This window comes from Micromonospora sp. C97, from assembly GCF_018070385.1.
In the GTDB taxonomy this organism is placed as follows: Bacteria; Actinomycetota; Actinomycetes; order Mycobacteriales; family Micromonosporaceae; genus Micromonospora; species Micromonospora parva.
In genome coordinates this window covers 201,195-222,982 of sequence record NZ_JAGPXU010000005.1, presented here as the reverse complement: position 1 = coordinate 222,982, position 21,788 = coordinate 201,195, and the positions used below count along the sequence as shown (strand labels likewise).

Annotated in this window: 16 protein-coding genes, 1 tRNA gene and 3 pseudogenes; 5 read left to right on the top strand and 15 right to left on the bottom strand. The window is 70.6% G+C overall.

Features of this window, described 5'->3' with window-relative positions:
• Nucleotides 1–39 precede the first annotated feature (39 nt).
• A complete protein-coding gene (locus KBX26_RS10570; protein ID WP_030328654.1) occupies nt 40–1,023 on the top strand; it encodes an LLM class F420-dependent oxidoreductase in 984 nt (327 codons plus the stop codon).
• On the top strand, nt 1,020–1,811 hold the full coding sequence (locus KBX26_RS10565; protein WP_210865321.1) for an SDR family oxidoreductase: 792 nt from the start codon (nt 1,020–1,022) through the stop codon (nt 1,809–1,811). Before KBX26_RS10570 ends, KBX26_RS10565 begins: the two co-directional genes overlap by 4 nt.
• Before the next feature lie 16 nt (nt 1,812–1,827).
• Here the strand turns inward: KBX26_RS10565 and KBX26_RS10560 are convergent, their stop codons facing one another.
• The 5 genes from KBX26_RS10560 to KBX26_RS33200 form a co-directional block, all read right to left on the bottom strand.
• A complete protein-coding gene (locus KBX26_RS10560; RefSeq protein WP_307857792.1) occupies nt 1,828–4,110 on the bottom strand; it encodes a transglutaminaseTgpA domain-containing protein in 2,283 nt (760 codons plus the stop codon).
• Nucleotides 4,104–5,276 (bottom strand): DUF58 domain-containing protein, encoded by a 1,173-nt coding sequence (locus KBX26_RS10555; protein ID WP_030328649.1) that lies wholly within the window; start codon nt 5,274–5,276, stop codon nt 4,104–4,106. The genes KBX26_RS10560 and KBX26_RS10555 overlap by 7 nt, the downstream gene beginning before the upstream one ends.
• A gap of 14 nt (nt 5,277–5,290) precedes the next feature.
• Nucleotides 5,291–6,286, bottom strand: coding sequence for a MoxR family ATPase (locus tag KBX26_RS10550; RefSeq protein ID WP_030328647.1), 996 nt, complete (start codon nt 6,284–6,286; stop codon nt 5,291–5,293).
• Nucleotides 6,287–6,313: 27 nt separating this feature from the next.
• Nucleotides 6,314–8,938 (bottom strand): fibronectin type III domain-containing protein, encoded by a 2,625-nt coding sequence (locus KBX26_RS10545; RefSeq protein WP_210865319.1) that lies wholly within the window; start codon nt 8,936–8,938, stop codon nt 6,314–6,316.
• A 285-nt stretch (nt 8,939–9,223) separates the two neighbouring features.
• The gene (locus tag KBX26_RS33200; protein WP_374224256.1) at nt 9,224–12,034 is read right to left on the bottom strand and encodes a tetratricopeptide repeat protein; all 2,811 of its coding nucleotides are present in this window, start codon (nt 12,032–12,034) and stop codon (nt 9,224–9,226) included.
• A gap of 231 nt (nt 12,035–12,265) precedes the next feature.
• Here KBX26_RS33200 and KBX26_RS10535 point away from each other — a divergent pair.
• Nucleotides 12,266–12,352, top strand: a tRNA-Leu gene (locus tag KBX26_RS10535).
• A gap of 139 nt (nt 12,353–12,491) precedes the next feature.
• Nucleotides 12,492–13,991: a tyrosine-type recombinase/integrase gene (locus KBX26_RS32965; RefSeq protein ID WP_307857791.1), complete on the top strand. Its 1,500-nt coding sequence runs from the start codon at nt 12,492–12,494 to the stop codon at nt 13,989–13,991.
• 9 nt (nt 13,992–14,000) lie between these two features.
• Here KBX26_RS32965 and KBX26_RS10525 read toward each other — a convergent pair whose 3' ends face one another.
• The 5 genes and pseudogenes from KBX26_RS10525 to KBX26_RS33195 form a co-directional block, all read right to left on the bottom strand.
• The gene (locus tag KBX26_RS10525; protein ID WP_210858166.1) at nt 14,001–15,008 is read right to left on the bottom strand and encodes a hypothetical protein; all 1,008 of its coding nucleotides are present in this window, start codon (nt 15,006–15,008) and stop codon (nt 14,001–14,003) included.
• A 2-nt stretch (nt 15,009–15,010) separates the two neighbouring features.
• A complete protein-coding gene (locus KBX26_RS10520; RefSeq protein WP_156057307.1) occupies nt 15,011–15,340 on the bottom strand; it encodes a PrgI family protein in 330 nt (109 codons plus the stop codon).
• Between the two features lie 441 nt (nt 15,341–15,781).
• Entirely contained in the window at nt 15,782–16,642 is an 861-nt protein-coding gene (locus KBX26_RS10515; protein ID WP_210858167.1) for a hypothetical protein, read from the bottom strand.
• Nucleotides 16,643–16,958: 316 nt separating this feature from the next.
• The gene (locus tag KBX26_RS32710) at nt 16,959–17,255 is read right to left on the bottom strand and encodes a transposase (protein WP_307857790.1); all 297 of its coding nucleotides are present in this window, start codon (nt 17,253–17,255) and stop codon (nt 16,959–16,961) included.
• Nucleotides 17,256–17,343: 88 nt separating this feature from the next.
• A pseudogene (locus KBX26_RS33195) lies at nt 17,344–17,574 on the bottom strand (transposase); the annotation flags it as partial.
• Nucleotides 17,575–17,765: 191 nt separating this feature from the next.
• On the opposite strand from KBX26_RS33195, the gene KBX26_RS10505 reads away from it, so the two are divergent.
• Nucleotides 17,766–18,224, top strand: coding sequence for a hypothetical protein (locus tag KBX26_RS10505; RefSeq protein WP_167337270.1), 459 nt, complete (start codon nt 17,766–17,768; stop codon nt 18,222–18,224).
• A 414-nt stretch (nt 18,225–18,638) separates the two neighbouring features.
• On the opposite strand, the pseudogene KBX26_RS33190 reads toward KBX26_RS10505, so the two are convergent.
• The 5 genes and pseudogenes from KBX26_RS33190 to KBX26_RS10485 form a co-directional block, all read right to left on the bottom strand.
• Nucleotides 18,639–18,767 (bottom strand): annotated as a pseudogene (locus KBX26_RS33190) (IS5/IS1182 family transposase); the annotation flags it as partial.
• Nucleotides 18,760–18,966 (bottom strand): annotated as a pseudogene (locus tag KBX26_RS33185) (IS5/IS1182 family transposase); the annotation flags it as partial. The pseudogenes KBX26_RS33185 and KBX26_RS33190, both read right to left, overlap by 8 nt.
• Before the next feature lie 910 nt (nt 18,967–19,876).
• Nucleotides 19,877–20,485, bottom strand: a complete 609-nt coding sequence (locus tag KBX26_RS10495) for a TetR/AcrR family transcriptional regulator (protein ID WP_030328628.1) — start codon at nt 20,483–20,485, stop codon at nt 19,877–19,879.
• A gap of 247 nt (nt 20,486–20,732) precedes the next feature.
• Nucleotides 20,733–21,080, bottom strand: coding sequence for a hypothetical protein (locus KBX26_RS32255; protein ID WP_156057305.1), 348 nt, complete (start codon nt 21,078–21,080; stop codon nt 20,733–20,735).
• A gap of 351 nt (nt 21,081–21,431) precedes the next feature.
• On the bottom strand, nt 21,432–21,668 hold the full coding sequence (locus tag KBX26_RS10485) for a hypothetical protein (protein ID WP_030328623.1): 237 nt from the start codon (nt 21,666–21,668) through the stop codon (nt 21,432–21,434).
• Nucleotides 21,669–21,788: the final 120 nt, after the last annotated feature.

Below are 21,788 nucleotides of genomic sequence, written 5' to 3'. Positions count from 1 at the left end.
GTCAACGGGCACGATCGATCGGTGACGAATCGATGGGGCATGACCGTGCCGCTGGGCGGGATCGCGCTGGCGCAGCACGACGCGGCCTACGCGGCCCTGGACCGGGCCGGGTTCACCGACGTCTGGTCGTCCGAGGTCGCCGGGGCCGACGCGTTCACCCCGCTGGCCCTCGCCGCCGCCTGGCAGCCCGGGCTGCGGCTGGGCACCGCGATCACCCCGGTCTACACCAGGGGTCCCGGGCTGCTCGCGATGAGCGCGGCGGCGCTGGCCGAGGCCGCGCCGGGCCGGTTCTCGCTCGGCATCGGGGCGTCCTCACCGGTGCTCGTCCGGGACTGGAACGCCGTGCCGTTCGACCAGCCGTTCCGGCGTACCCGCGACGTGCTGCGTTTCCTGCGCGCCGCGCTGCGCGGCGAGACCGTCGACGAGGTCTACGACACGTTCGCCGTCCGCCGGTTCACGCTGGAACGACCGCCGGCGGTGCCGCCACAGATCCTGCTCGCCGCGCTGCGCCCGGGAATGCTCCGGCTGGCCGCCGCGGAGGCCGACGGGGTCATCCTCAACTGGCTCAGCGCCGACGACGTACCGCGTGCCCTCGCCGAGCTGGGCGAGCGCCGCGCCGACTTCGACGTCGCCGCCCGGATCTTCGTCTGCCCCACCGAGGACACCGCGTACGCCCGGGCACTGGGCCGCCGGCTCATCACCAGCTACCTCACCGTCGGTGCGTACGCCGACTTCCACCGCTGGCTCGGCCGCGACGAGGCGCTCGCACCGATGTGGGCGGCCTGGGCCGCCGGTGACCGGCGCGGTGCCAACGCGGCGGTGCCCGACGAGGTGGTCGACGCGCTGGTGCTGCACGGCTCACCGGAGCGGTGCCGCGCCGAGGTGCGCCGCTACGCCGACAACGGGGTGGACGTGCCGATCATCGCGCTGCTGCCCACCCCCGAGGTCACCGCCGGTGGCGCGACCGCGCTCCTGGGCCTCATCGCCCGACTGGGCACCAACCTCGTGGAGGCGTCCGCGTGAACCTCACCGACCGGATCGTCGTGGTCACCGGCGGGGCCGGCGGCATCGGCGCCGCGCTGTCCCGCCGGTTCGCCGCCGAGGGAGCCGCGGCCGTGGTGGTCGCCGACCTGGACGCCGACGCGGCCCGCGCGGTCGCCGAGGGCATCGGCCCGGTCACGCACGCCCACGCCGTCGACGTCACCGACGAGGAGCAGGTCCGCGCGCTGGTCGCCGACACCGAGCAGCGGTACGGCCGGATCGACCTGTTCTGCGCCAACGCGGGAGTGACCACCGGCGGGGGAGTGGAGGTCGACGACACCGGTTGGGACCGGGCCTGGCGGGTCAACGTGCTGGCCCATGTCTACTCGGCCCGCGCGGTGCTGCCCGGCATGCTCGCCCGAGGCGGCGGGCACCTGCTGCACACCTGCTCCGCTGCGGGTGTGCTGACCGCGGTGGGCGACGCCGCGTACACCGCGACGAAACACGCCTCGGTGGGCTTCGCGGAGTGGTTGGCCATCACCTACCGGGACCGGGGCATCCGGGTCAGCGCCCTCTGCCCCCAGGGAGTGGACACCCCGATGCTCGCCGACGGGCTCGCCGACGGCCACCTCGGCGCCCGGGTGGTCGCCGCGTCCGGCGCGGTGCTCACCCCGGACCAGGTCGCCGAGGCGGCCATCGCCGGGCTGGCCGAGGAACGTTTCCTGATCCTTCCGCACCCCGAGGTCGCCGACTACGCGCGCCGCCGCGCCGAGGACCCGGACGGTTGGCAGGCCGGCATGCGCAAACTCGTCCGCCGGCTGACCGCCTGACCCGCTACGTTTTCGATCACCGGGGGGAGCGGCGGGCGCGGCGGAGCGGGGCGGGATGCACCGACCACAGCAGACGGCGCCACCAGGGGCGCGCCGAGCGCAGGGTGGTCACGTACGCGGTGGCGACCTCGGCGGCCCGGGCGGCCTGGTCCGCTGTTGCGGCACCCGGTGCGAAACCCACCCGGTTGAGCAGGGCCGCCAGCTCGTCGACGGCCGGCCCGTCGGCGCCGTCGCTGCCCGCCCTGGTGTCGGTGAGCGCCTGACGGGCGTGCCCGGCGACCTCGGTCGCGGCCAGGTCGTCGCCGACCGGCCTGCCGGCCAGCCGGAGCGCGTCGGTGACCTCCCGCCAGGCGCCGGCGATGCGCTGACCGGGGTCGCCCCGCACGAGCCGACCGTGGGTGAGGGAGCGGCGCATCGCCAACAGGGTGAGCAGGAACGTCCCCACCACCAGCAGCAGACCACCGCTGCCGGCGGCGACCAGCACCGGCGTGGAGACCCCGTCGCGGCCGGACGGGACATCGGCGGCGGTCACCGGTTCCGGTGAGGCGCTCGGCTCCGCGGTCGGCGCGGGCGCCTCCGACGGCGGCGGGTCCTCCGGCGTCGGGCGGAAATCCTCCTCCACCGGCCTCGGCTCGTCGTTCGGGCGGGGCAGCGGGTCGAACGACACCCAGCCCAACCCGTCGAAGAGCACCTCCGGCCAGGCGTACGCGTCACCGGCCAGCACCGGCCCCTGCCCGCTGGTCCGGAAACCCACCACCACCCGGGTAGGCAGCCCGCAGAGCCGGCCGAGGACCGCGAACGCCGCCGCGAACTGCTCCGAGGTGCCCTCCTGCCCGCCGCCGTTACGCGGCCCGAACAGGAAGAAACCCAGATTCGGGTACGCGTGCCCGCTCGGCGCGTCCGCCACCACCCGGTAGTGCTCGGCCAGGAACTGCTCGATCGCCGACGCCCGCGCGAACGGCGCGCCGTTCTCCTCAGCCAGCTGCCCGGCCAGCCGGCGCATCGGGTCCGGCACCCCGTCCGCCACCCGCAGCACCCGGGCCACCTCACCACCGGCGGGCACGTTCGCGGTAGCCAACAGGTTCAGGTCCGGGCGCTCCTCGACGGAGGTCACCGTGTACCGCAGCCCCGGCGCCAGCCCCTCCGGCCGGATCAGCGTCCCGCTCGCCGGGTCGTACGCCACCCGCGCCCCGCTGACCTCCCGGGGCGTCGCCACGGCCGGCAGCAACCGGCCGGTCAGCTCGGCCACGCTGATCCGCTGCCGGACCGTGCGCACCGTGCTGTCGCGGGCGGCGGTCGCGGCCGGCAGGATCCGGCCGGCGTTGCGGTACGTCGCGCCGACGCGCCAGGTCACCCCGTCGTAGTCACTGAGCACCGCCAACCGGATCCGCACACCGGGCGAGGTGTCCGCCGCTGCGTCGGTGTCGGGCGGCGCGTCAGGGCGTTCCGTGCTCACGTCGAGGAGCTTCTGCTCCGGGTGCAGCGCCCAGCCGGAGATCCGGATCAACGGGTTCTCGTCGAGCGTCTGCACCTGCGGCGGCTCCACGTACCGGCGCGGGTCCACCGGCCGACCGTCGACCTGCCCGGCGACGACCGGGCCGAGCAGCGCCACCGACCCGACCACCAGAGCCACCCCGAGCGCCGCGCTGGCGGCCAGCCGCAACCGCACCGCCGCCCGTACCCGGGGGGTCAGGTCGGCGGTCGGATCGCCGCCCGACGCCGCCGCCCGGCTCGGGGTCGCCAGGCCCACCGCCGCGACCGCGACGAACGCCACCGTCGACCCCACCGCCGGTTCGGCGTTCGGGCCCACCACGTACAGGGCGGCGGCGTAGAGTCCCGCCGCCGGCAGATAACCCAGCAGCACCCTGCCCGTGCGCAGCGCCACCTCCGCGCCGGCCAACCCGGCCAGCCAAGCGGCCACGACGGGAACCAGCACCGTGTCCGGTGTGGGCTCCACCGGGATCATCGCGGTGAGCAGCCGGGGAATGCCGTTGCGGGCGGCGTCCGCGGTGACCTCCAGCAGGCCGCCCGGCACGTCGGCGCGGGTGGCGGCCAGCCGCAGCGACCACAGTGTCCAACCGGCCATCGCGGCCACCGACACCGGCGCCACCAGCCAGGACGGCAGCCGCCGCGCGGCCACACTGACCAGCACCGAACCCGCCGCCGCGCCGACGACCAGCCAGGTCAGCAGGCCACCGGCGTACACCCGACCGAGCACCACCCCGGCGAGCGCGGTCAGCCCGATCAGCGCCAGCGGCAGAACCGCCGCCCGCAGCACCCGCGCGGCACCCGTCACCACCGGCGTACCCCGTCCCACTCGGCGGCGAACTGCGCGCCGTCCGCCGCATCGACGACCACCAGGCCGGCGGTGCCCGGCGGCGTCGGCTCGGCCGCGCCGAACACCCCGACCACCACCGACGGGTACGCCCCCCGCAGCGCCCCGACGTGCCCCAACTCCTCCCGGCCACCCGGCCCGGTCAGGAAGATCAGCGTGTCGCCCAGCCGGTCCTGCCGCAGCCGGGTGGTGGCCGCGCGCACCGCCGCACCATCGCCGGACAGCTCGGCGGCGGCCAGCCGGTCCAGCGGCCCGAGCGCGCCGTCGCCCTCGCCGTCGGGCGTCGTGACCTGCGCCGGCTCCCCGGCGGCCAGCAGCAACAGCACCGGCAGGTCGGCGCGGTGCGCGGCCGTCACGATCGACGCCGCCGCCTCACACGCCGACTCGAACGACTCCGCCACCCCACCGACCCGCCCCGGATGCGCAGCCACACGGTTGTCCAGCAGGACGACCAGGCGCGGCAGACTCGTGTCCACGTTCTCCCGCACCATCAGCTCACCCACCCGGGCGCTGGTACGCCAGTGCACCCGGCGCAGCTCGTCACCGACCACGTACTCCCGCAACGAGTCGAACGTGATCGACCCGTGCGGGACCCCGTCCACCCGACCGTCGAGGCTGCGCCCCGCGCCGGTGGGCACCGCCGCCAGCGGATGAACCCGGGGGTGCACCCAGACCGGCACCGTCGCACCGTACGGGCGGGCCAGCGCCACCAACCCCAGCGGGTCGCGCCGGGTCACCCGCAACGGGCCGACCGGCACCACCCCACGACGGTCGGTCGGCACGTCGTAGCGGACCTCGGTGTCCCGGCCGGGCCGTAGCCGCAACACCGGCACCGGCACGGTCCGCTCCCCGCACCGGTCCTCGGCCAGCAGGTTCGCCGATCGCAGGCGGCCGGTGTTGCGCACGGTCAACGTCATGCTCGCCGGCTCGCCACGGGCCACCCGGTCCGGGTCCGCACGGCGGGTCACCGCCAGCCGGGGCCGCCACGCCGCGACCAGCGCGGCGTAGCCCACGGCCGCTCCGGCCGCCGCGCCGAGCAACGTCAACTCGGGGTACGCGAACCGGAAACCCGCCGCCAGCAGCACCACGGCGGCGACGAGCAGCCCGACCCCACGGGCGGTGATCCCCATCGCGCTGCTGCCGGTCAGCCCTGCACCGGAGCGGGTTGCCCCGACGGCAGCGGCACCGGCACCGAGGCCACGGCCTGGCGCAGCACCTCCGCGGCGGTCATCCCGCGCACCTGGGCGTCCGGGGTGAGCAACAGCCGGTGCGCGAACACCGCCTCGGCGAGCGCCTTGAGGTCCTCCGGCATGATCCAGCCCCGCCCGTCGATCAACGCGTACGCGCACGCCGCCCGGGTCAACGCGATCACGCCCCGAGGGCTGACCCCGACGCGCACCTGCGGGTGGGTGCGGGTGGCGGCGGCCAGCCGGACCGCGTACGCGTAGAGCGGCTCGGCGATGTGCACCCGACGGGCCATCCGCACCATCTCGCCGACGGTGGCGGTGTCGGTGACCGGGGCGAGCGCCTCCGGGGACCGCACGGTAGCCCCGCGCAGCACCTCGACCTCGACCGCCTCGTCCGGGTACCCCACGGAGAGCTTCACCAGGAAACGGTCCAGTTGCGCCTCGGGCAGCCGGTAGGTGCCGTCCATCTCCACCGGGTTCTGCGTGGCCACCACCAGGAACGGCGACGGCACCGGGTGCCGGACCCCGTCCACTGTGACGGTGCGTTCCTCCATCACCTCCAGCAGCGCCGACTGGGTCTTCGGCGACGCCCGGTTGATCTCGTCGGCGATGACGATGTTGGCGAAGACCGGCCCCGGGTGGAACTCGAAGTCCCGGGTCGCCTGGTTGAAGATCGTCACGCCGGACACGTCCGAGGGGAGCAGGTCGGGGGTGAACTGGATGCGCCGCCACTCACCCTTCACGGTGGCGGCGATGGCCCGTGCCAGGGTCGTCTTACCGACCCCGGGCACGTCCTCCAGCAGCACGTGACCCTGGGCGAACAAAGCGGTCAGCGCCAGCCGCACCACCTGCGGCTTGCCGAGCACCACCGCGTTGACGTTCTCGGCCAGCCGGGCGGCCAGGGCGGCGAAACCCTGCACCTCCGGTTGGGTGAGCGGCTCGTGGGTGTTCACGGTCGGTGGTGCTCCTCGCCTGGTGGTTCAGCAGGTGGGCAGGACGTTGATGGTGTCGCCGCCCTCCAGGTTGAGCCAGGCCCACGGGATGTAGTTCTTCCCCTTGAACTCGACCTGCACCCACCAGTTGCTCTGCTTCTGGTTGTTGTAGATCCACGAGTCGACGTTCTCGCCCGACTTCTTGCAGTACGCCTTCAACCGGGTGCCGGGTTTCGCCCAGCCGGCCTGCTGGTCGTTGTCCTGCCGGGTGACCTTGAAGACCTCGTTGCCGTTGCGGCCGTCGACCTCCTTGTCGCAGTAGGTCCGCTGGTCACCGTCAGGCCCGTTGTTGCAGGTAGCGATTCCGTACAGCGGCTGCGTGTTCTGGGCCTTCTGCGCCGTGCCCTTACCGGCGGCGTTGGTGGCCGTCACCGTGAACGTGTACTTCGTGCCCGGCGTCAGGCCCGCCATCGTGATGCTGGAGCAGGCCCCGGCCTTCGCCGGCTCGCCCGCCGTGCTCAGCGAGCAGGTGGCCTGACCGCCGCCCGCGTCCACTGTGAACGTCACAGTCGCCCCGGTGGCGGTCGACGACGAGCCGGTCACCGTGACCCGTGGCTCGGCCACCGTCCGGGCGGTGGCGGTGGCCTCCGGCCCCGGCCCGGCCTGGTTGACCGCCTTCACCTTCACTGTGACGTTCTGGCCGTTGCCCAGCCCGGTCACCGTGGTGCGGGTGTCGGTCACCTCACTGACCCGCCCACCGACGTCCACCAGGTACTTCGTCACCGGCCGACCGTTGGCTTCGGCCGGCGCCCACTGCACCGTCACCGCACCCGGCTGGTTGGCGACAGTGCCGGCGCGCAGGTTGAGCGGCCGACCGGGCGCGGCGAAGGGCACCACCGTGTTGCTGACCGGGGACGCCGCCGACCCGGCGCCCTTGCTGTTGACCGCCACCACTGTGAACGCGTACTGGGTGCCGTACTCCAGCTCACCGGCGGGCACCACCAGCTCCGTCCTGGTCGACTCGCCAGCCGGCGCGTTCGCCCCCGCCGAACTGGCCGTCACCGCGTACCTCGCGATGGTGTTGCCCTGCCCGTTCGCCGCCGGCCACTTCACCAGCACCGTGCCGTCGGGCCGTTCCTGCGCGGTGACGCTCGCCGGCGGGTCGGGGACCGCGGCGGTCGGCGTCACCGGGTTGCTGTTGCGCGCCGGGCCGTCGCCCTTCGCGTTGACGGCGTGCACCGCGAACCGGTACGTCTCGCCGTTGGTCAGACCCTTGACCTCCACCGCCCGCTGGTTGGCGCCCACCTGCAGGCGTTGGCCGGCGCCCTCCACCACGTACTTGATGATCTCGGCGCCGTTGGCGGCGGCCGGCCGCCAACTCACCCGCGCCTGGGCGTTACCGGCGGCGGCCGTGACGCTGCGCGGCGCACTCGGCTTGCCCACCCGCGGCTTCTTCGGTGGGGGCGGCGGCGGTGGGACCGGCGGCGGGTCGCCGCCGAGCACATCGTTGGCGTACTTGTTGACCTCGCGCACCTGGTGCTTGTCGTCCACCACCCGGGCGGTCGCCGAGTCGGGGGAGTTGATGAACAGGTGATTCTCCCGGACCTCCAGCTCCAGTGGCCCGTTGGCCCGCCCCCGGATGGTCTCGACCAGCTGCCCCGCCGCGTCGAAGGAGTAGATCATGCCGGTGGCCTCGTCGGCGCAGTAGAACCGGTCCGCCCAGGCCACCGCCGGGCTGAGCCGACCCCCCTCACCCGGCACTGTGAACGCGCTCTCCTGCCCACCGTCACCCACCAGCAGCACCCGCCGGTCGGCGGTCACCGTGACCGGCACCCGTGAACCGCTGGTACGCGCGGGAAGCGCCGCCGGGCCGGACAGCGTCAGCGGCGTCGGGTGCACCTCACCGTGCTGCACCCGCACCAGCTTGCCGGCCGTCCGGTCGAGCACCGCCACCCCGTCGTCCAGGGTGGAGACCACCAGCTCGTGGCTGGCGTCGGCGACGTCGTACGACTCGACCCGCTGCGGGCTGAGCCCGGTGCCCGCCGGCGCGGCCGACGCCGGCGCGGACGGCAGCTTGGCAGCGGTGATCGCCGAGACGGTGCCCTCGCTGGGCACCGCGATCCAGAGCCGACCCGCACCGTCGAAGGTGCCGCCGGCGATGCCCGGCGGATAGCGCACCGGCTCACCGACCGGGGTCAACGATCGCGGGTCGAGCTGCCGGACGATGCCCTGCACGGCATCGACGACGAACGCCGCGTCCTCGTGCAGGGCCACACTCACCCCCAGGCCAGGAGTGGTCCGGGTGGTCGCGCTGAGCTGGAGGGTGGCCAGATCCAGTGAGCTGACCTGCCCCGTCTGCAGGTCACGCAGGATCAGCAGCCGGTCGGTCTGGGTGATCTGCATCGGATGTTGCCGGGCACCGGGGATCTCGGTGCGGGTGTCCACCCGGGCGGTGACCCCGTTGACCCGGGCCAGCTCGCTGCGCGCCGCACTCCACAACCAGGAGCTCGCGTCGTAGTTGGCCACCGCGTTGTCCGCCGCGCCCAACCCGAGGACTGTCAACCCCATGGCAGCCAGCAGCGCGGCCACCGTGCCGACGGTCACCAGCCCGCCGCGCAGCCGGGACCGGGGGCGGGGGGCCTCGGTCCGTACGGCGTCGTCGATGCTGGCCACAGCCGGCTGCCTCCCGTGAGTCGTGGCAGGTGGCGTGCGCCTCGCGGCGACCCCTCCCCTGAGCCGGGTGCCATCATATGGCGCTGGTGGTGGCGGGGGAACCCGCACTGTCACCCCTGTGGATACCGAGCGTGTGCGTTGTGGACGTCCAGCTCAGCCGGGTTCCCGGCGCGACTCGGGCCCGGTTCACGCTCGGCTCAGCGCGGTTTCCCGCTCGGCTCAGCGCGGTTTCCCGCTCGGCTCAGCGCGGTTTCCCGCTCGGCTCAGCGCGGTTCGCTGCTCGACTCAGCGCGGCGACGGCCGGCCGGAGGGCGACCCGGTCGGCGTGGGTCGCCGCTCCCGCGCCGTGCAGACCTGCCCGGAAGTCGCAAAGCTGTCAGTGGAGTAGACAGCCAACACGGTGAAACAGTGATCCACCCGGGAGTTCAGCCCGTTGACCGTGTAGCTGGTCCGGCCCGGGTCCACGGTGGCGATCACCCCCAACGCCTGCCCGGCCCGACCGGCGGCGACCATGAACGGCACCGCACCACCGGTCGGGTCCGTCCAGGTCAACGTGATCGTGGTCGAATCGTCCCGTAGCTTCAGGTCACCCGGTGCCGGCCCGGCCGCCGTCGGCGCCTGCGTCGCCGCCGTCGTCGGGGTCGCGGCCGGCGGCGGGTCGTCACGGGTCAGCACCACCGCGCCCAGACCCGCCACCGCCACGACGGCCACCCCGGCCGCCACGACCGCACCGATCAGCGCCGCCCGGTTGCGGCCCGTCGACCCACCATCATCGGCGTACGCCGGCGGGTGGTACTGCTGACCCGGGTACGGCGCCTGGTACTGGTCCTGGATCGGGTACGGCGCCTGGGCCGGCTGATGGTGGTACTGCTGCACCGGTGGCGGCGCGGCCGGCGGCCTCGGGCCGGCGCTCGGTGACCAGGCCGGCTGTGCGACAGGGCTTGCCTGAGCGATGCTCGGGTCTGCTGGGGAGCCTCCGCTGACTTTCGTCGGCCCGGCGGTGAGCTTCGTCTGCGCAGCCACCGGGGCGGGCGGGGCGGCTTCGGGCCAGCCCGGACTGGGCGGCCCGCCGGGCGACGGGAACACCACGGTCTGGTCGGACAGCGCACCCCCGGTCTGCCGGCTCGACACCGCCGGCGCGTCGAGGATACCCAGCCCAGGGTCACCGTCCGCACCGGTGCCACCCGCGTCCATCATGGTCTGTCCGGCCGCCGTGCCCGGTCCGGCCGCCGTCCCCTGTGCGGCGGTCGCGGGCTGTCCGGCGGTCATGGCCTGTCCGACGGTCATGCCCTGTGCGGCGGTCGTGGCCTGTGCGGCGGTCGTGGCCTGTGCGGCGGTCGCGGGCTGATTGCGCGTCGCGGGCGGGTCGGTGGGGTCGGCAGCGGGAGTCGGCAGAGGCTGCGGTGGGGCGCTGCTGCTCCAGGGCGGTGCGGTCAACCCCCAGGGCGGCACGGGTGGCGCGCTCACCGGAGGCGCGGAGACGGGTGGCCCGTAAGGCGGCCCGGAGACAGGCTGCCCGAACCCGGGTTGCCTGTAATCGGGTGGTGCGGAGACCGGGTAGGCGTGCCCGGGGGGTGCGGAGACCGGGTAGGTGTGTCCGGGTGGTGCGGAGACGGGCTGGTCGTAGCCGGGGGGTGCGGAGACCGGGTAGGTGTGTCCGGGTGGTGCGGAGACGGGCTGGTCGTAGCCGGGGGGTGCGGAGACCGGGTATGGGTGGGCCGGTGGCCCGGAGACCGGGTGCGGCTGGCTGGGTGGCGCGGAGATCGGATGCGGGGTCACCGGCGGTGCGCTGACAGGCTGGGTAGGTGGTCCGCTCGGCGGGTAGGCCGGCCCCGGATGGTCGACGGCCGGGGCGGCCCTACCCGGCAGCGTCGCCTCGGTGTCGGACACCTTGTGCGAATCGCCCGGTGCGGTTGGCCCGGCGGCGACTCGGGCGGCCTCCTCGGCGAGCAGCGGTTCGATCTGCCGTACCTGGATCGTGGGGTTGTCCCAGCGAGGTGCCGGCACCGCCGGTGCGGCGGGCGGCGGTGGTGGCGCGTCGGCCACCGGCGGAGTCGCCTGGTCACCCACCCGCTGACGTGGTGCCACGGTTGGCCCGGCTGGCGGTCCGTGTGGTGGTCGCTGCCCGGCCGGCGTTGTCGGCGGGCCCTCAGCCCTGGGCCGGGGCGTCGGGTCGACCGTTGACCGGGACGGTGCGGACGGATACTTCTCGGCGCGTTGAACCGGAGGTGGCGCATTCGTGGGGGACTGCCCGCTGGAGCGTGAGCCAAGCGACATCGCGGTCGCTGGCTGTTGCTCGTCAGCGGGTGGAATTGGCGTCGCCGCAGGTCTGGGTGCGGCCGTCGGCGGGCCGGGCTGCGTCGGCCGGGTCGAGGAGGCTGCCGGCTGAACGGGCATCGCCCGAGGCGCTGGGACGGCGTTGCGGGGCGACGAGGGTGCGGCGGGTGCGCGTACCGCCGGAGGGGTTGGTGGGGGTGCAGCCGGCGGTTGCGGCGGCGCCCAGGGTGAGACGGCCGGCGGCGGACCGCCCGCCGAGGGCCGCATCGCGGCGAGGGTCGCCAGCGACAGGGTCGGGCCGGTGAGCGCCGACCGGGCACCCGGCTCGCCCGCCGGGGCGACCGGAACCGGGCCGGACGTTCGCGCGGGGTGCTGCTCGCCCGACGTCGACGCGGGCGGGCCGAGATAGTCGCGGGCCGCTCGTACCGCCGGGTGGTTCTCACCGAGCACGGCGGGCCCGGCGGTGGCCACGCGCGTGTAGTTACGGCGGGCCTCGTGCCGGTTGCCCAACTCCTCCGCCACCTCCGCCAGCTCGAAAGCGAGCGCGAGCATCAGCGGATCCGAGTGCTCCCAGCGCCGCTCGCCCGCCGCGAACGCCTCCTCCAACACCCGGCGGGCGGCCGGCGGGTCGTCCCCCTCCCGGTGCAACCGCGCCAGCAGGTGCGCGGTGTGCAGCACCTCCGGATGATCGTCACCGTACGGCGGAGGAGCGGATTCGACGGCCTCCGCGAGCAGTTGCCGGGCGGCGCTGAGGTCGCCCGCGGCGCGCAGGGCGAGGGCTCGGTGCTGGGCGGCTGCCAAGGGGGAGGGATGGGGCACGTGGCAATGCTGCCGTCAGAGGGCTGCCGGACGCTACCCGGACACGCCTCGACCGTGTGTCGCCGCGCCGTTTGAGGCGGCTTGAGCAGCGGCGGAAGCGCCGGGGGAGAGGTGCCGGAAGGCGATGTGCATGATCCACGAGCGGCGTGTACAGTAACTCCCCGTGCGGCCCGCCGTGCCGACCACCGGATGGAAAGATCATCTGGTCGGCGAGGTAGGCTGAACGTGTAGGTCCGGGTGGCGGAATGGCAGACGCGCTAGCTTGAGGTGCTAGTGCCCGTATAGGGCGTGGGGGTTCAAGTCCCCCCTCGGACACCAGAGTTCGTGGATATCCGCGCGAGATCAACTTCCTCTCGCGCGGGGAACGCGACCTGCGACGGATCATATGTGCGCACCGTCTCCCGGGAGTCGGTGCTACCTGCGCTGACACCCTTGCCGCCCCGCTGGCGGGGGTCGGGTGAGTCGTGATCGCCCGCGCCCTCGTTGGCGCGACGAGCAGCTCGTCGAGGCGCTCGTTCCCACCCCACTGCCGGTCGCATCGCCGGAGCCGGCGCCGCTGCCGACACTGCCCGCGCCCGCCGCCCGCACGGGCGATGGCGTGCTGTTCGACGTGGCCCGACCCGACGCCGCCGGCCGGGTCACCGCTCGCGCGCTGCTGCGGGCCTTGGACTGGATACCGGGCCTCACGCTGCACGTCGACGTCGTGACCGGCGCAATCCTGATCACCCCGGCCGTCGATGGCGCGCACGTCGTTGGTGCTCGCAAGGAGCTGCCCCTACCGGCCGCCGCCCGACATTTGTGCGGCATCGCCACCGGCGAACCCGTGCTGCTGGCCGCCCTGCCCCGCCAGAACCGCATCGTCGTCCACCCCTCAAACACCATCACCGCGGTCCTGGCCGACCTGCACGCTGTCGCATCCTCCGTGGCAGCCCTCATGACCACCGGTCCCGATCGTGTCGCCACCGCCCGAGCGCTCCTCGAGCACCTCGGTCTCACCGCCGCCGACCTCACCGGCAGTAACCGGCCTGCCATGCCGACAGTCGCCGAGTACCTTCCTGCTGTGGTCGCCGCGGCGAGCCCGGGCACCCGACGCACCTACGGCAGCTCCTGGCGACGCATGGCCGCTGCCCTCGGCGAGTGGCGTATCGATGCGGTGCGGGCCAGCGACATCGAAGCCCTCATGCGACAGGCCGCCGCAGGCGCCCGCCCTCGCCGCAACTCCCGAAACGGCCGGCACGCCGGCGAGCACCTCATCGCCGCCGCCCGCGCCTTCTACAATCGCGCCATTGCCGACGGCTACCTCACCGTCGTGGACAGCCCTGCCCACCGGGTTCGCAAACCCCGTCGGCTGCCCAACACACGCCGCGCCCTCACCCCCGACGAACTGGCCGACATCAACGCCGCCGCCCGCAGCGGCGGTAACGACATCGTGCTCGACGCCCTACTGCTGCGCCTGCACACCGAAACTGCCTGCCGGCGCGGCGGCGCCCTGGCGCTGCGCCTGATCGACCTGGACACCGACCACGCGCTGATCCGCCTGTCGGAGAAGGGTGGCACGCAGCGGTGGCAGCCCATCACGCCGATGCTCGCCGCTCGTCTCAGCGAGCACGCCCAGGCCCGCGGCGCCGTCACGCCCACCGACGCGCTGCTTCGCTACCGTAACGGCCAACCCGCCACCTACCGGCGCTACGACCTACTGTGGGCCCGCATCGGCCGGCGGCTACCGTGGGTCGCCGCCCAGGGAATCACCATGCACTGGCTGCGCCACACCACCCTGACCTGGGTCGAGCGGCACTTCGGCTACGGTGTGGCCCGCGCCTACGCCGGACACACGGACCGCCGAGGACCCGCCACCACCACCTATATCAAGGCCGACCTGCACGCTGTCGCTACCGCCGTGGCAGCCTTCACCGGTCAGCCACACCCACTGGCCGTAGGTGAGAGCGTCCTAAGATGATGATCAGACCTAGACGGTGGTCGCGTCCTTGATCTGGAGCACGACAGGCCCTGCCGCTGTTGGAGCGATCCAAGCCTCATAGGTGGGATTCCGGGTGTCGGTCTTCGTGGTTCCGAGCCAGGTGTAGCGGACGGCCAGCTCGTACGTGCCCTTGACGCGGTAGATCGCAAACTTCGGATCGAAGGTGGCACGCGCGGTCAGAAGTGGATCACCCGTGGAAGACCACTTGACCTTCTCGGCGCCCGACGGCGGACTCCATTCGGGGCATCCAGCCGGCATAGCCGACTTGGCGTCTCGCACGCATCGTGTGAAAGCCTCGCTCAGCTTCGCGGCGACCAGTTCCCAAGGCACCTTGGGATCCTGCTTCACTACACCGGGGTCGCCTATGGCCGAGTGCTCCTTGATCTCCTGGACGTCAAGTCTCCCATCGACCCACTTCACCTTGGCCCAGTACTTCGCCGGCGTCACGACGCGGCGTAGCTCCTTTGAAGCGTTGTAGTCCGCCGTCACCATGACGGTCCCGAGCATGTCGAAGCGGCTCTCCGCTTCGGTGTAGTGAATGACCGCAGCTTCCAGAGGGTTGCCGTAGAAGGCCCATCGGACCTTGGAGACGTCCGAGGTCTCGACGATGGATTGCGGGCAATTGGCGGGGGTCGCAGACGGTGACTTCGCGCATTTGTCGAGCCAGCTACCTGCAGCCGCGACCACGGCCTCCTGCTTTACCTCAGCCGGCCAGGGATCTGACGTCGCAGGGAACGGCTCATCTCCGCCGAAGATGAAGTAGCCCAAGACAGCAAGAACGACGACGACGCCCAGTCCGCCACCACCCGCGGCTGCTGCCGCGCCACCTCCGGAGCCAGACTCTGTTGCCTCATCTTCTCTGAGGTCGACATTCGCTCTGGTTCCATAGTGACGATGGTGATGCGTGTGGGTGCTCTTATGGACGTTCCCTTCGTAGTAGGACCCCTTGACGTTGGCCTGACGTTCGCCACCAACGCCAGTTTGCCGATCTACCATGCTTACCTGCCCTCGCGGTCATCATGGCCTCGCTCGAAGTAGTCGCCCGCGACGTTGGCCTGACGCCCGCTACTGAACCCGACCTGGTTGACCACGGGGCTAGCTCTGCCCGACTTCGCCGGACCGCTCAAGCTGTCCCGATGCTGAGCGCCAGACGAGGGTGCCGAGCCGCTGGCGCTTCGAATCGTCAAAATCATGCCGACGATCGCTACCGGTAACGCGATGATGTTTGCCCAGGCCGCCGCGCCGTCGAGGCTCCCACTAAAGATCATTACTAGCGAGACAACGATCATCAGAAGGAGCGCGCAGGCGATCATCTGTCGTTTGGACACGACGTCCATCATGGGCGATGGACGCAAACTTGCGAAGCTCCGACGATAAGGAGTGTCCTTGATCTGCCACGTTGGCGACGTGCATCTTCCTGGTGCGGCTTGCCCGTGGTCCAAGGGGCGCAAGGCCATTCGTGAGCAGCAGTCGGTGTGGCACTTGGCAACGCGGTGGCCGACTCATCGGCTGCTGGTCGCAGCATCGGTCGGTCGTGAGCTGCCTACCGTGGCTGGGTGACATCCTGGATCCCGTCGCCGCCAAGGCGACCGTCACCGCCGAAGCCGAGGTCAGTGACGCATGACGACGATGGTCCGGGGCTGGCTCGTTGCCACCGCTCTTGCAGGCATTAGCGGACAGCTGCACCCCTTTCGATTAACTCCGGAAAACGTCGGCATCCGAAGTTGATCAACGACGCGTTGAAGCCGACGCGCGACCGCCTGATGGAGTCAGCGCAGACCGCGCTGCGCGGCGACGCTCTCGGCTATCTTCCGGTGAGTGCCGGCCAGTCCCTGGGTGTCGAGCGCGCCGGCGAAGGGCTTGCTGCTGTCTGGTTTGACGAGCGCGCCCCGGCGGACCCAGACGTCGGTGTGGCGGATCAAATAGTTGGTGGTCAGGATTGTGGCCCTGTGCGCGAGGAGGAATTCGAGGATGCGGTGCAGTTTCTCGCTGTTGCGCGAGTACCGGCTCAGCGCCGATGTGCACAGTACGAGATCGCCTTCGGTGGCCTTCCTGAGCAGGTTCACCAGACCTTGGTCGAAGCGCGGGTCGATCGCGCTGAACAGGGTCACCGTGTCGTCGCCGGACGGTGGTGCCGTGACTACCTCGTCGCCAGAAGGCAGGCTGGGTGTGGGTGCCGAGGGCAGGCGCAGTGGACCGCGACCGCCGTCGGCGAAGGTGTCGGTCAGCGCGTCCAGACACGCCCACGCACGCGGATAGCGCCCGGCCAGCTCGGCGAAATGGTTCGGCTTTTGATCGGCGATGGGCTGGCGGCGGCGCGCGGCCAGCAGATGCGATAGCGGGCCGGCCGCGTACTCCGTCGCCGGGATGATCCCGCTGTCGAGCGGACCGTCGTGGTGTGCCTGCTCGAGCAGGCTGTTTCGCACCACGAGGGTGACCTTGGCCTTCAGGTCCAGCGGTGCCGCCAGCGGCTTGTGGTCGAACACCTCCTCGACGAACGGTGCGATCAGCACGTCCTGCGCACGCTGCGGCAGGGCCGCCAGCGCCTCGGCCCGCTGCAACACGTCGTCGCCGATACGGTGGGCCAGGTCCTCGTCTACGTCGCAGACTTCAGTCAGCAGGCCGGGCAAGCGCCCCCTTTTTTGGCGTGGCGTGGGCGGCGGTGACGGCGAGGTCGGCGTGGGTACACAGAACGAGCGTTATATGGCGGTACCAGGCGTCGTAGCGACGCACCTGATAATGGTCCAGGCCGACCTCGGTCTTCGCGGTTTGGAAGCATTTCTCGATCGCCCACTGGGTCCCAGCGACCCGGCTCAGATCCTCGTCGTGCGTCCCGGCCGGGCCGAAGCGCAGGTAGTAGGCCAGGTCCGTGGGCTTGACGATATTGCGGCGGATTAGCCGCCAGTGGCCGTATTCGTCGACCGTGCCGGGTAGGGAGGCTACGGCTCAGTTGTAGAGTCGTGGCCCTTTGGGGCCGGTGCCGCAGCTGCGCCGCTTCCATGCCAGGGCCGGTGCGTTCGCGGCGAGGACGTCCGGGCGGGAGTTGCCCGCTGTGGTCGGGAGCCGCTGGTTGCGGGGCACGGCAAGCACGTAGCCCACTCTGTGCTGCTGCAGCCAGGTTCGGAACTTGGAATCCTGCCCGTATGCCTCGTCGGCGGTGACCCACTTCGCAGGCAGGCTGGCGGTGATAGCGCGCTCGATCATTCGCAGGTCCAGTGCGGTTTTTCGTGGCGAACCCGGCACCGGCTGCGATGCCGGCTTCCTCGCGGCGGGCGGGGTCGTCGCACCAGCGGCGAGGCAGATACAGCTCCCGGTCGATCAGCGTGCGCCCGGCTGGGCTGGCGTAGGCCAGGAACACCCCGAGTTGGCAGTTCTCCGTCCGCCCGGCAGTGCCCGAGTACTGACGCTGCACCCCCGCCGACTTGATGCCCTTCTTCAGGAAGCCGGTCTCCTTGACGATCAGCACCCCGTCGTCATGGCCGAGGTGCTCGGTCACGTAGGCAAACAGGTCGTCGCGAACAGCGTCCGGGTCCCACGCTGACTTGTTGAGCAGCCGTTGCATCCGGTCCGGTGTCGCATCGCCGGCGGCCTTGGTCAAAGTCCGAGTCCCTGGCGGACCACCGACCGCACCATTGTGGAAGGACGATGCGAAAGTGAGGCATTCCCTGACCATCCGTCCAGTACATAGCGTCCTCAGCAGGTCGCGGCAGCAACGCCGCAACTCGACGAGGGGAAGCACCTATGCAGAAGCTCATGAGGACGATCCTGGCGACGATGATCGTCGCCGCGGGAGTCGTCGCACCTCAGGCCTCGAGCGCCGCAGCCGCGGCGCCGGCCGGCAACATCACCGCGAGCCACGTGGCAACCACCAGCACGGCCCCGGCTCCTTCGGCCCCGTTGGCGATCCAGACCGGGGAGTACGAATACAACTGCATCGGAACCGATGGCAGTAGCTTCTGGATCGGCCCTGGAAGGCCGACCACCGACTGTCACGGTAGCTACCTGCAGAAGTACCTCGACGGAAACCTGCTTGCGACCTACAACCTCGCCTACGGCGGCGGAGCAGCACAGAATCCCCCGTGGAACACCGGATGCGTCCTGGCGATCGCCGGCGGGGTTGCGCTCTTCGTCTTCCCTCCGACCGGCGTCGCGGCGTGGGTCACATTGAGCGGCCTGGCGGCCGCTAGCCTTCTCGACTCGTGCATTGTCTAGCGCGTCGCGCCGGAAATCGCCTACAAAATGGTGTGAGTGATCCGAGGATCTCCTCGGCGATCTTGGTTCAGATGACTGGTCGTGGATCGCAGCTCCAGTCGGCGATCCACGACCGGAGAGGTCGGCTTCGAGGGACTGCACCGATTTGTGGACGCCGCGGCGGATCTTTTGTTCAGTGAGGAACCCGTATCAGCGTTCGACCGGGTAGATCTAGGAGGATCCGGTCGGATTCAGCGTGTCGGCTCGGTGCTGGCCCGGCCGCTGCTCATCGATCAGCCCATCGAGAGGCTCGACCAGGACCTGAGACGTCATCTACCCACAGTGCAAAGATGGCACCCAGAGTGATCGCCACGTCGGTGTTCGAGGCGCCCCTCAGTGAGCCTTTCCGCGCAACGTTCTGATCACCGGTGGTGATCATGTTCTGCGGTCGTGTTGCGTGTAGAGCAGGACGAGTGCGGCGGCCAAGATCTTGCCGATGTGCCAGGGGTCGAGGCTGATGTTGCGTAGTGCTTTGAATGTGGTCTCGAGCAGGGAGCTTCCGCGTGGGTCCCGGAGTGCGGCACCGGTCAGTTTCGACCAGCGTGCCGTCGATGATGACATGTGAGTAGCCGGCGGTCTTGGCGGCGAGGAGGGAGCCGTGCAGACCGGGCAGCTGCGCGGCGAGCGCGCGGCTGCCACGGCGGGTGCGTTCGGCGTCCAGCAGCCCGGTCAGACGGTTCACCGTCTCCTCGCCTACCGGCAGTACAGCGGTTTATGTGACACTCATGTCGACGCAGGGCCGCTATGAAGTTGATCTTTGGAAGGACCACTTCGTATCGAGGTCTTGCGTATTTTCTCTGCACCCTCGCCTGATCTGGCGCGTCCGACACCTTCCCGGCATTCCGGACAGCTACTGACTGCTACCCCCAGCTTGCGAGGATGGCTCAGTGCACGCCAAACCATCTTCGCGCGCATCACCAGGGCCTGATCCGCACCACTCGTCCGGATCCTGAAAATCTTGACACAAAATGGAGCGAGGTGTTGACTTGTGGCCATGGGCCCGGCTTCAGCAGGAGACCAAGGATCGTTCGCCAGTTCGGATGCGGCTGACCGCCAGCTTGTCGTTCCGGGGTGGTATTACGCGACACTCGGAGTAATCGCGGGCGCTGCGGTCGTGGCATTTGCGCTTCTGCCGCAGGCGATCGCGGGCCCCACTCTCGTCGTCGCAGCCCTGCTTGTGGCAGTGACGAGCCGTACCGCGGCGAGAGCCTCGGGAACTCGTCTGCCCATTCCGGCTAGCGCTATCGGCGTCGGTTATCTGGTAGCCCTGGCGGTCGCCCTGGTCGGGTCCTTGATCGTTGTATGGACCGTGGTGCGTCCTGACGGTCCTTCCGGGCTCGCCTGGATGCTTGGCGCTCTAGTGTTCGTGGTCGCACTCAGCGGGACCTGGGTGGCCAGGACGGGGCGTTCGGCATAGGCCTCAGTGGTCCTTGGCCGTAACGGGTCAGCACGCACCAATCGCATCTGCGGGTGCCCTCTGATCTGGGATGACGGAACCCTGGAGGGCTCCCGTCATCCCAGATCAGAGGGCATTTCCCAGATGAGGCGTGGACGCAGCGACAAGCCGTCTCAGAGGTCACATGTCGGTGCAGCGGACCCGACTCACCCGACCGCTACGCCCCCATTCGTGAAAAGTCCGTCGTGCGGAGGAACGTAAGACGATCGCGAGTGATCTGGGCGGCGTCATCGATCAGCGAGAGACGAGACCCCGTCTCCATCGCCACGGCAACGAGGCCCACTATGCCGCAGAGGAGGAATTTTGCTTCTACAGTCGGATCGACGCTCGGCGAGATCAGACGCTTCTGCTGAGCCTCTTCGAGGTAGTCGGTAAGCCTGACATACCACCCGGACAAGCGACCGCCGAAACCCTTGTCGCCGGAAACCTCATCACCGAGTTTGATCGCCACCCGAGCCAGAGGGCTGTAGAGCACGTTCGTGGTCACATGCTCGGCAACCCACACGATCGCGTCGAGCGGATCGCCGGCGGGGCGAGGGGACCCCATGAATACGCCCCCCGGGTACGCGAGATTGATCACGGCAGACGCGAGCGTCTGCTTGGTGGGGAAGTAATAGGTGACTAACGACTTGGAGGTGCCGGCCAGCTCTGCGATGTGTTGGATGCTCGCCCGCTCGTACCCCGACTCATCAAAGGCCCGAACCGCGGCCTCAAGGATCTCAGGCGCGGCATTTTCCTCGCGATTGTCACTCAGACTGACCTCCACCGCTCGCAGAGCGGTATGCCTAGGTGACTCATTATCGGTGACGCTCATAAATCCCCCGTTCATCTCCGGTGGAACGAAGTGCGGGCAGGTCCCACGCCTCCACCACGGCGACGCCGTCGATGAGGGCGAATGTATCGATCTTAAACCCTGAACGAGCGGTCAGGGCAACACCTCCTGGCACTGCAGCCTCTAGTCAGGGGTCTGCTGTGCTCGAATGCGTGGCGAGACCGGCCCAACTGGGCGAGCTTCACGCTGCGTGACCTTCGGGATCCTGGTTGGGCTGCCAGGTCACGTTGCAGCTACTCGCAACGTGGAGGCCAGGCTTATTCGATGAAAGGTCATTAATGGAAGAAGTCATTTCGATCCGGAGTTCCGCGCCGGCGGTGACCCCGGAGTACCGGGCGTCGATCGTGTCGCCTTTCACGCTCACGGTGGTCTCGGCGAGGCGGTCGGTGTCGAACAGTTTGCCGTCGAGGATGACGTGTGACCAGCCGTCGGCGGCGTCCCGGCGCAGGGCGTCATGCAGGGTGGGCGTCTGCGCCGCCAGGACCCGCACGGCCTCGGCGACGTACCGGTACGCGGTCGCCCTCGACACCCCGAGCCAGGCCCCGAGGATGGTCTTGTCCTCACCCTTGCGGAACCACCAACACCAGAAGCGCCTGGTAGAAGCAGGTCAACGTCCGGCCGGGTACCCACCACCCGGCGCGCGACAGCCGCGCCACGTGCCGCACGAGTTCCCTCGGGACGTCGAGCCTGGCAGCCTATGTGAACACGTGGAGCCCTCTCGGAGACTGGTCTTGTCGCAAAGACCTGCCTACTGATGGCTCTACGCCCACATCCAGCACTGTCCGCTATGGAGAAGATGCCCGTGTCGTCCCGATCGGCGTCCCCAGCCTTGTTGAGACCACCTCAGTGACCGGTATAGCTTGCCGGTCTCTTTTGCAGGTCACGGAACCGGTTGGGTCTCGTCGCGAGTCTGGACGTACTTGTATCCGCGTACGGTGGGTCCGGCGTCGCGGCCGGGAAGTTGCATGCGGACCACGGCCTGCTCCTGCTGCGGGCTGAAGGTGATTTCTGCACCACAGAGGGAAATCGCCTGGCAGCGATAGGTCGCGCCGGGGCTGGTGTTCTTCCCCGCCGCGTTGAAGCTCGTCAGCTTCTGGGACGCGGACTCCTCCAGCACCTCACCGCAGCAGCTAGATTTGCGTGAGCTTCAGAGTTGCGCTGAGCGTCATCGGTGGTGGGGCAATGGGTCGTGTCGCCCCTCGGACACAAACCATTACCCCACGGTGCGCGTTGAGAT